The organism is Providencia sp. PROV032, assembly GCF_028484875.1.
Classification (GTDB): Bacteria; Pseudomonadota; Gammaproteobacteria; order Enterobacterales; family Enterobacteriaceae; genus Providencia; species Providencia rettgeri_E.
In genome coordinates, this window is record NZ_JAMPSX010000052.1 from 1 (window position 1) to 6,791 (window position 6,791).

Below are 6,791 nucleotides of genomic sequence, written 5' to 3' on the forward strand. Positions count from 1 at the left end.
GGTTAGGTATATTCTGATGAGATTGTTACCTTTTTTTGCTTGGGCATGTTTACTTGTTTTTGTTTTTGTTATATGCGGCTATATTTACATCGAAATGAAAATCGCAGACCTAAATAAAAATAACGTAATTGTAATAGCTCATGCAGGTGGCGAAATTGACGGTAATATTTATACTAATTCTCTAGAAGCACTGAATAATTCATATGAAAAAGGTGCTCGCGTTTTTGAACTTGATATCAGTGAAACTAAAGATGGTCATCTCGTCGCAGTCCATAAATGGGATGAGTGGGCGGAATTTACCAGTTATCAAGGCGATCTCCCTCCAACCATAGAGGAATTTAAAAAGCTCAGAATTCTAGGAAAATATACTGCTTTGGATTTCAACGATATAAACAACTGGTTTTCTGAGCATGAAGATGCCACCCTCATTACAGATAAAATAAACAACCCTGCGCTCATCACCTCCCTATTTGTAGATAAAGATCGCTTAAAGATGGAGCTATTCTCTAAAGAGTCACTGATTGCAGGTGGTAAATTATTTGATGGAGGGATGGCTAACTATGATACATTTTCTAAAATACTCCAAACACCCTCAGCAAAAATGCTGTTCATACCCAAGGCTAACTATTTAAAGAATAATAATATTAAATATATTGTCACTGGTGCCCCGACAACAATGAAAGACAAGCTACGACTTAAAATTATCAGGTCACTTGATGTACAAGTATATATGTTTTTTTTCGGTACACACGAGCAAGTTGAAGAGCAGATTAATAAAAATAGAGACTATTTAGATGGTGCATATTACGACAAAATCCCAAGCTAAATAGTCTCATTATACTTTTGGCTAGGCCCTAACTCTTGCTGTTACTTTAGTTGGCGCTCCGTTTGTTTTACTGAATACACATCTCATGACTGTTCCATTACTTTCTAATCGCAGTTGTGCGTAGCCTGCACCACCAGAATTTATACCTACCATAAAGTTATCCTCGGGAAATAATGCTGGAGTTGTAGGGGAACCATCTACATCTGTAAAGTAGAACATACACCCTCTATAATCCCCGCCTAATTTTATTGTCTGATTGTCCCCTAAACGATTTCCGCTATATAGGACAACCATTTTATAGCTTTTATCTGAACCTTTTGATAAGTATAGTTGATCTCCCTGTTGCCGAGTTAACCGCTTGCGATTCGGGTACACCATAAACTTGCTCGCCTTTAAATGAGGGAACGGAAGTATCAATACTGTCCATCCCCATACCGTTACTCATTGGCTGTGGTAAAACTAACCCGTTAAACCCATTCTCTTTTGCTAATGCAGGGTACAAATCTGTGGTAAACGCTGACCGCTTAGGCAGTGCAATCTGCTCTGCAATTTTTCGCCTTTTAAACGGCCACATAGAATTACCTCTTGGTTGTAAAGAAACCGCCTTTTTTCTTCTGGTATAAATCACGTAGCGCCTGCGTCATCGCATCCACTGTGTCGTCATGGCCAGCGAACGGGAACGTGGTAATTTCCTCCACGGTTTCCACTATCCACGGTGCAATGTCTTTATGCGGTAACCACACGTTGCCTGCCTCCCATTCAGCGGTGCAGGCATGAGCGCGAGCGATTTTGCTACCATCAGGTTCAACGGGGATTAGCCCTGATACCGTTGATTTAAGGGAGTCGATAACTGCAGGGCCATTGGCTTTGTCTTCCACCAGCTTACGACGCCCTTCAGGGAATTTTTCTGCTAAGAGCTTCACTGCATCCTTAGTTTGAGTAAAGCTCATGCGTTTTCGAATTTGATAAAGCAGATACGCATTAGCATCTTTCTTGCCCCAAACCTGCCCCACTACATAGTCGGTACCGTCGCTGTCTTTAAAGGTCATATCCCAACTATGAATAACCTTATCGAATTTATCAGGTAGGTCTTTAGGTAAGTAATAGCGTACAAACTCTTCGTGGAAGATTTGACCATCACCCGGCTTCGGCGATTGTTGATACATGGCTGACCAGAAATAATCACCCAGTATTGCTTTGGTTTCCAACAGCTTATCGATAAGGTGAAGTTCAGGTACCAACGCTTCCCCTTGCTCATTAATGGCAGGGAATGCGAGTACCTTGGTTTCAGGGGCTTTTTCTTTTAGTTGGCCAGATAAATCGTCGGTCGCCCACCGCGTAGCCATGATGATTTCACCGCTGTTTTTTGATAAGCGGGTCTTAAAGGTCGAAACGTACCAGTTCCAAATCGATTTTTTGACCGTCGGGCTAAGCGCTTCTTTCGAGTTCTTTATTGGGTCATCAATAATACCGAGGTCAACTTTCTTACCTGTTAGTGGGCCACCCACACCCGCACACACATAGCTGCCTTTGTGATTGGCAATGCCGAACTCGTCAGAATTACGCTTAACAGCAATGCCATTTTCAGGCTTATTGCCCAACCAGCTGTTAGGAAATAACGCATGATATTCAACCGACATCATAATTCGCTGAACATCGGTGTTCATATCACCGGCTAAATCAGACGAATACGACAGCGCCCCAACGCGCATGTTGGGGTATTTACCAAAGAAGTAGGCTGGAAGATAGCGGGAAACAATATCAGACTTACCATGCTGTGGCGGTGCGCCTAATATTAACTTAGGTCGCTTACCTTCCATCATATCAATCAAGAACTGGTCGAGCGCATCACATACCGTTTGAGAGAAATGGCTCGTGATGTATTCAGGGTTTATATACTGAATGAATTCATGCAAACTACGGCGTGCTATTTCCCTTTCGATTTCTACATCAAGTAAATTGAAATCGATGTTCATAGTCACACCTAAAATGGAATAAATAGCCCTTTCACCTCAAAATGACAGTGAAATGGGAAAGAAAGTTGTATTAAATATTAACAATACAAAAAAGAGACTTATTTAATAAAAGTCTCAAACCTCAATGTAACACTATAACCCTCCAAATAATACACGCTAATTAATAATCCCTTTATTCAAAAACAATTGACTTGATGTTATTGTACTTCCATCCGGTTGAGTTTGATGAGCAATAATATCCTCACTAATTGATAATATAGGAAAGGTTTGTATCTCCGAACTTTTAACATTAATATTCATGTTGTATCTTCTCACCAATTTAACAACTTCATTTTTCATATGTTCATCAGCATAAGGTGATACTCTAATTTCAGATATTAGTTCTTCAGGGTTTATCCGCATACTATGCCCTTCCTTGGGGTTTAAGTTAAAAAGTTCATTTCTATCAACAAAAAAAGCACGATATTCATTTTCAAATTCAAACGCTTTTCTTTTATGGCAAAGCATTTCCTCTATTTCTGGGTTATATTTTTTTACGAAAAAATTAGCAACATACTGTACATTCTTAAAAAGAATGTTTTTATCTGTATTCATTAAACAAGCCTTTAGTTTTTTTACATCTGTTTTTATTACTACTCCATGGCTTCCATACTCTGAACAATACAATTTCCACATAGCCTCAGATTCATTAATATTTTTATTCCAACAACTAACATAAGAACGCGTTGCTAAATCTTTAATATCTTTAAGATGAATGGACATAAATGATTGTATGTCCATCCCTCCACCGCATTTTTCATTGAGCTTTTTTATATTTTCTAAATATTTTTGATGCCCGGTAGGACCCCAAGCATATTCTGCTTCAAATTTATCATCAAACTTTCTCGCAGAACAAAAATAAATAGATTTATCTTTCAGCAATCTCTCAAGTTTAGTAAAATCCATATAACGCCATAAATTATAATTTTTCATTTTAACCCTACTAAATATCATTCAAAATAAACCGTACAGATAATATTATATATCAATTTTTAATGTTAAACTAAAGTACTCATTGTAGTTCTAATTTTTGCAGCTTTTTCTTAACAAGATAAGCTGTTCAAAACTCAAGTGACTAAGGTCAATCCCCGTTGATTGAATAGGCCCACCATCAGCACCCGTTATCTCAGTCTTGTTCTTAACCATCCCCAAATGCTGCGCAACCATCTTAAGGGCATCATCTTGATTACGAGTAATAACCTCGACACCAAACTTACCCTCTTTCACACCAGCAAACAAACGGCGAGCTGCGCCGGCTAAATCGCGCGTATCATGAAAATGCGCACGACCAATTCCAGTGCCATTACATCGAGGGCAATCGGGATTAGGATCAAGTGAATTGTCATATCCGTAACCGCCATTGTCATTTGGTATCTTTTTCTTTTTAGCCCTAGCCTCAGTAACAGCGTCTTCAAACTCTATCGCATCGCGCCACTGATAATTAAATCCAAATCCCCAGCAATGGCGACAACATAATCGGCGATATTCAGTTAGCTCGTTAACGTCTGCAGTTGCGATATCCCACCACATTTTTAATACGGCATCTTGGGTTATCTCGGTTCTGCGTTCTCGTTCTGCTAGCGCATCCGCGATTGCTCTTGAAACCTTAGCATTTCTTAGCATTCGGGTAGCATTTACATAAGCTGTATTGCCTTCGCCTTTATAACCGGCTCGCTTATATGCAGCAGCACGATTTAAGTCGATAAGATACTCGTTAACAAATTTGACTTGTGAGTCATTAAGCCCGTAGTTGCGCACATCAAAAGTATTTTCATCATCGTGCGCACTATCTTGTTCTCTACTCTGCGCAGTTGGTATCACGCTATTACATATAGGCTCTTTTGCGCATTCTTTTTCGTGCGCAGTGCGCAATTTGTTTTGCGCAGATTGCGCATTTGATATCTTGATATATCGACGTGCAGTTGCGTAATTAAGTCTCTGGTTCTCACACCACCCTTTCGGGGATATTCCTGATTTAGCATGTTCGGTGAGGAACTGTTGCTGTAGCGTCCCCCAATCCGGTTTAGCCATCGTGTTTATCTCATATAGTTAAAAGCTTACCATTGAAAATTCTAATATATTTAATATAGTGACTTACTACACTTATGCACTCAGAGGCTTTAATGCGGATTTTTATTGCTTGTATTGCTTTTATTGGGGTAATTATTTTTGGATACATAGTTTGGTCTAATCCTACATGGCCATTCATAGCAGGGTTGATTGGTAGCATCGTAACTTGTCTTACTGCTGTAGCAAATATCAATTCATCAAAAACTTCAGATAAAAACACTATAAATCAATCTATAGGTAAAAATTCTTCAGGAATACAGGTTGGTGGAAATCTGACTATAGGTACTGATAAAAAGGATAAAGAATGAGTATTATCGGCAAATCAGGGCAACATGTAGGTGACAATTCATCTGCAATTCAAGTCGCAGGCAATGCCACCATAGGAAACTCAACTACCGAAGTAATGGAAATATGTAGACTCGTTGTTATGGAAAGGTTTTCTGCATTACGTGAAGATGCAATGAACGTTGCTATACAAAGAGCACAGGAGTTTGCTGTAAATATCACTGAACGTTTGAACTCTGAACTAGATGATCGGATTGAAAAAAAATTACAAGATCCTGACCTACAATTTGCTATTGGTGAAGCAACAACTATAGTCGCAAAGAAAGGCGATAAAACTAAATCTGAGCTATTACAGGAAATTATAGTATCTAAAATACATAATGAAAATGAAGAAACTGATTTATTACTAGATCATGCTTTAGAAATAACTAAACGCTTAACAACTTCCGAAATTAAATTGCTAGCTATCATTTTTTACTTTAGACAAATTATTGACTATATAGAAGGTAAATCTATTTATTCGATAGTTAATGATTACAGCAATAATATTATACACTCGACTATAGCATTAGAGACATGCTACTTTATTTACAAACGCCGCTTTGATTTAGACAGCCCATTGCTAAACAGGATTACCCATGACTTATCAAGCATTTATCCAGTAAATATAAACCACTTGGAGATTAAAGGATGCTTATACAATGGGAAAAGATATTCTGATAGTAGCCAACATATAATTTCCAAATATTCTGGATTAACCATTGAATCCGACGAGCAATTTTCAACCCATTTCCCTTATTTTAAAAAAATCATTGATGCCTTTGGTTTTCATTCTTTATCTGAATTAGATGAAGTAATCCCTAATGAATTAGGAGATATCATTGCTCAAAACTTTATAAATGCTCAAGGAGGGTTAAACTAATATAAACATTCTGCTTCAATATAGCTCTGCAACCCCTTAATCATTTGCTCTGACTCTGCAATTCGCTCTCTGAGTAACCAATAATTTCGGATAGCGGAGTCAGTAGGTCGAGCGGTGACTGCATCATCCATGCCGGAGGGGGTAGCGCTTTCGGCTTTTTTACAGTTGGCTTTGATGTACACCCGCTCAGGATTGCGCTCAGCAGCAATACGCAACTTATCAATTTCAATTTTTGCATTAGCGAGTTCCTGAGTATGTTTAGTATCGAGTTGATGAAGAGATTGGACGCGTTCTTGGTAATCTTCATTAATTTTGACTTGCTCTGTCAGCTCAACGAGTAGTTCGGTATTCTTGGTATTTAGCTCGCCTATCCTTTCGTGTTGTTTCCACATTCCCATATGGCTACCCATGCAGCGATAAATAGCAATACTCTGATTTTATTCATGTCGGTTACCATAGAGAAGATTAAAAGTTAACTTGCCGACCTTTGTAGTGATCAATGGCTTTCTGGCAGCGCTTTTCTAAACTGACTTTATCAATGCCGCATGTGTTATCTGTCATACGATAAGCACCGAAAGCAATTATTGATATCGCAAGTAGCATAAAGAAAATGACAGCCACTACAGGTTTCCATGGCATATGGCCGCCTCCGCCTCTCTGCGATTAACTAGCC

The 6,791-nt window shown here is 38.7% G+C and carries 10 protein-coding genes; 3 read left to right on the top strand and 7 right to left on the bottom strand.

The window, feature by feature from the left end; genetic code table 11:
• A partial coding sequence (locus PSF42_RS20270; RefSeq protein ID WP_272680549.1) for a glycerophosphodiester phosphodiesterase family protein occupies positions 1-826 on the top strand: 826 nt, incomplete at its 5' end.
• 21 nt (positions 827-847) lie between these two features.
• Here PSF42_RS20270 and PSF42_RS20275 read toward each other — a convergent pair.
• The 5 genes from PSF42_RS20275 to PSF42_RS20295 form a co-directional block, all read right to left on the bottom strand.
• Positions 848-979 carry a hypothetical protein gene (locus PSF42_RS20275; RefSeq protein ID WP_272680550.1) on the bottom strand — a complete coding sequence of 44 codons (132 nt, stop codon included), beginning with the start codon at positions 977-979 and terminating at the stop codon, positions 848-850.
• Between the two features lie 151 nt (positions 980-1,130).
• A complete protein-coding gene (locus PSF42_RS20280) occupies positions 1,131-1,400 on the bottom strand; it encodes a hypothetical protein (protein WP_442959231.1) in 270 nt (89 codons plus the stop codon).
• A gap of 4 nt (positions 1,401-1,404) precedes the next feature.
• Positions 1,405-2,802, bottom strand: a complete 1,398-nt coding sequence (terL, locus tag PSF42_RS20285) for a phage terminase large subunit (RefSeq protein ID WP_272680551.1) — start codon at positions 2,800-2,802, stop codon at positions 1,405-1,407.
• A gap of 156 nt (positions 2,803-2,958) precedes the next feature.
• On the bottom strand, positions 2,959-3,774 hold the full coding sequence (locus tag PSF42_RS20290) for a DUF2971 domain-containing protein (RefSeq protein WP_272680552.1): 816 nt from the start codon (positions 3,772-3,774) through the stop codon (positions 2,959-2,961).
• A 90-nt stretch (positions 3,775-3,864) separates the two neighbouring features.
• Positions 3,865-4,872, bottom strand: a complete 1,008-nt coding sequence (locus PSF42_RS20295; protein WP_272680553.1) for a terminase small subunit — start codon at positions 4,870-4,872, stop codon at positions 3,865-3,867.
• A 92-nt stretch (positions 4,873-4,964) separates the two neighbouring features.
• Between PSF42_RS20295 and PSF42_RS20300 the strand changes: the two genes are divergently transcribed.
• A complete protein-coding gene (locus tag PSF42_RS20300; protein ID WP_272680554.1) occupies positions 4,965-5,219 on the top strand; it encodes a hypothetical protein in 255 nt (84 codons plus the stop codon).
• A complete protein-coding gene (locus PSF42_RS20305) occupies positions 5,216-6,118 on the top strand; it encodes an LPO_1073/Vpar_1526 family protein (protein WP_272680555.1) in 903 nt (300 codons plus the stop codon). Before PSF42_RS20300 ends, PSF42_RS20305 begins: the two co-directional genes overlap by 4 nt.
• Here PSF42_RS20305 and PSF42_RS20310 read toward each other — a convergent pair.
• Both PSF42_RS20310 and PSF42_RS20315 read right to left on the bottom strand, forming a co-directional pair.
• Positions 6,115-6,510 carry a lysis protein gene (locus tag PSF42_RS20310; protein ID WP_272680557.1) on the bottom strand — a complete coding sequence of 132 codons (396 nt, stop codon included), beginning with the start codon at positions 6,508-6,510 and terminating at the stop codon, positions 6,115-6,117. The genes PSF42_RS20305 and PSF42_RS20310 overlap by 4 nt on opposite strands.
• A gap of 73 nt (positions 6,511-6,583) precedes the next feature.
• Entirely contained in the window at positions 6,584-6,757 is a 174-nt protein-coding gene (locus PSF42_RS20315; protein ID WP_272680556.1) for a hypothetical protein, read from the bottom strand.
• Positions 6,758-6,791: the final 34 nt, after the last annotated feature.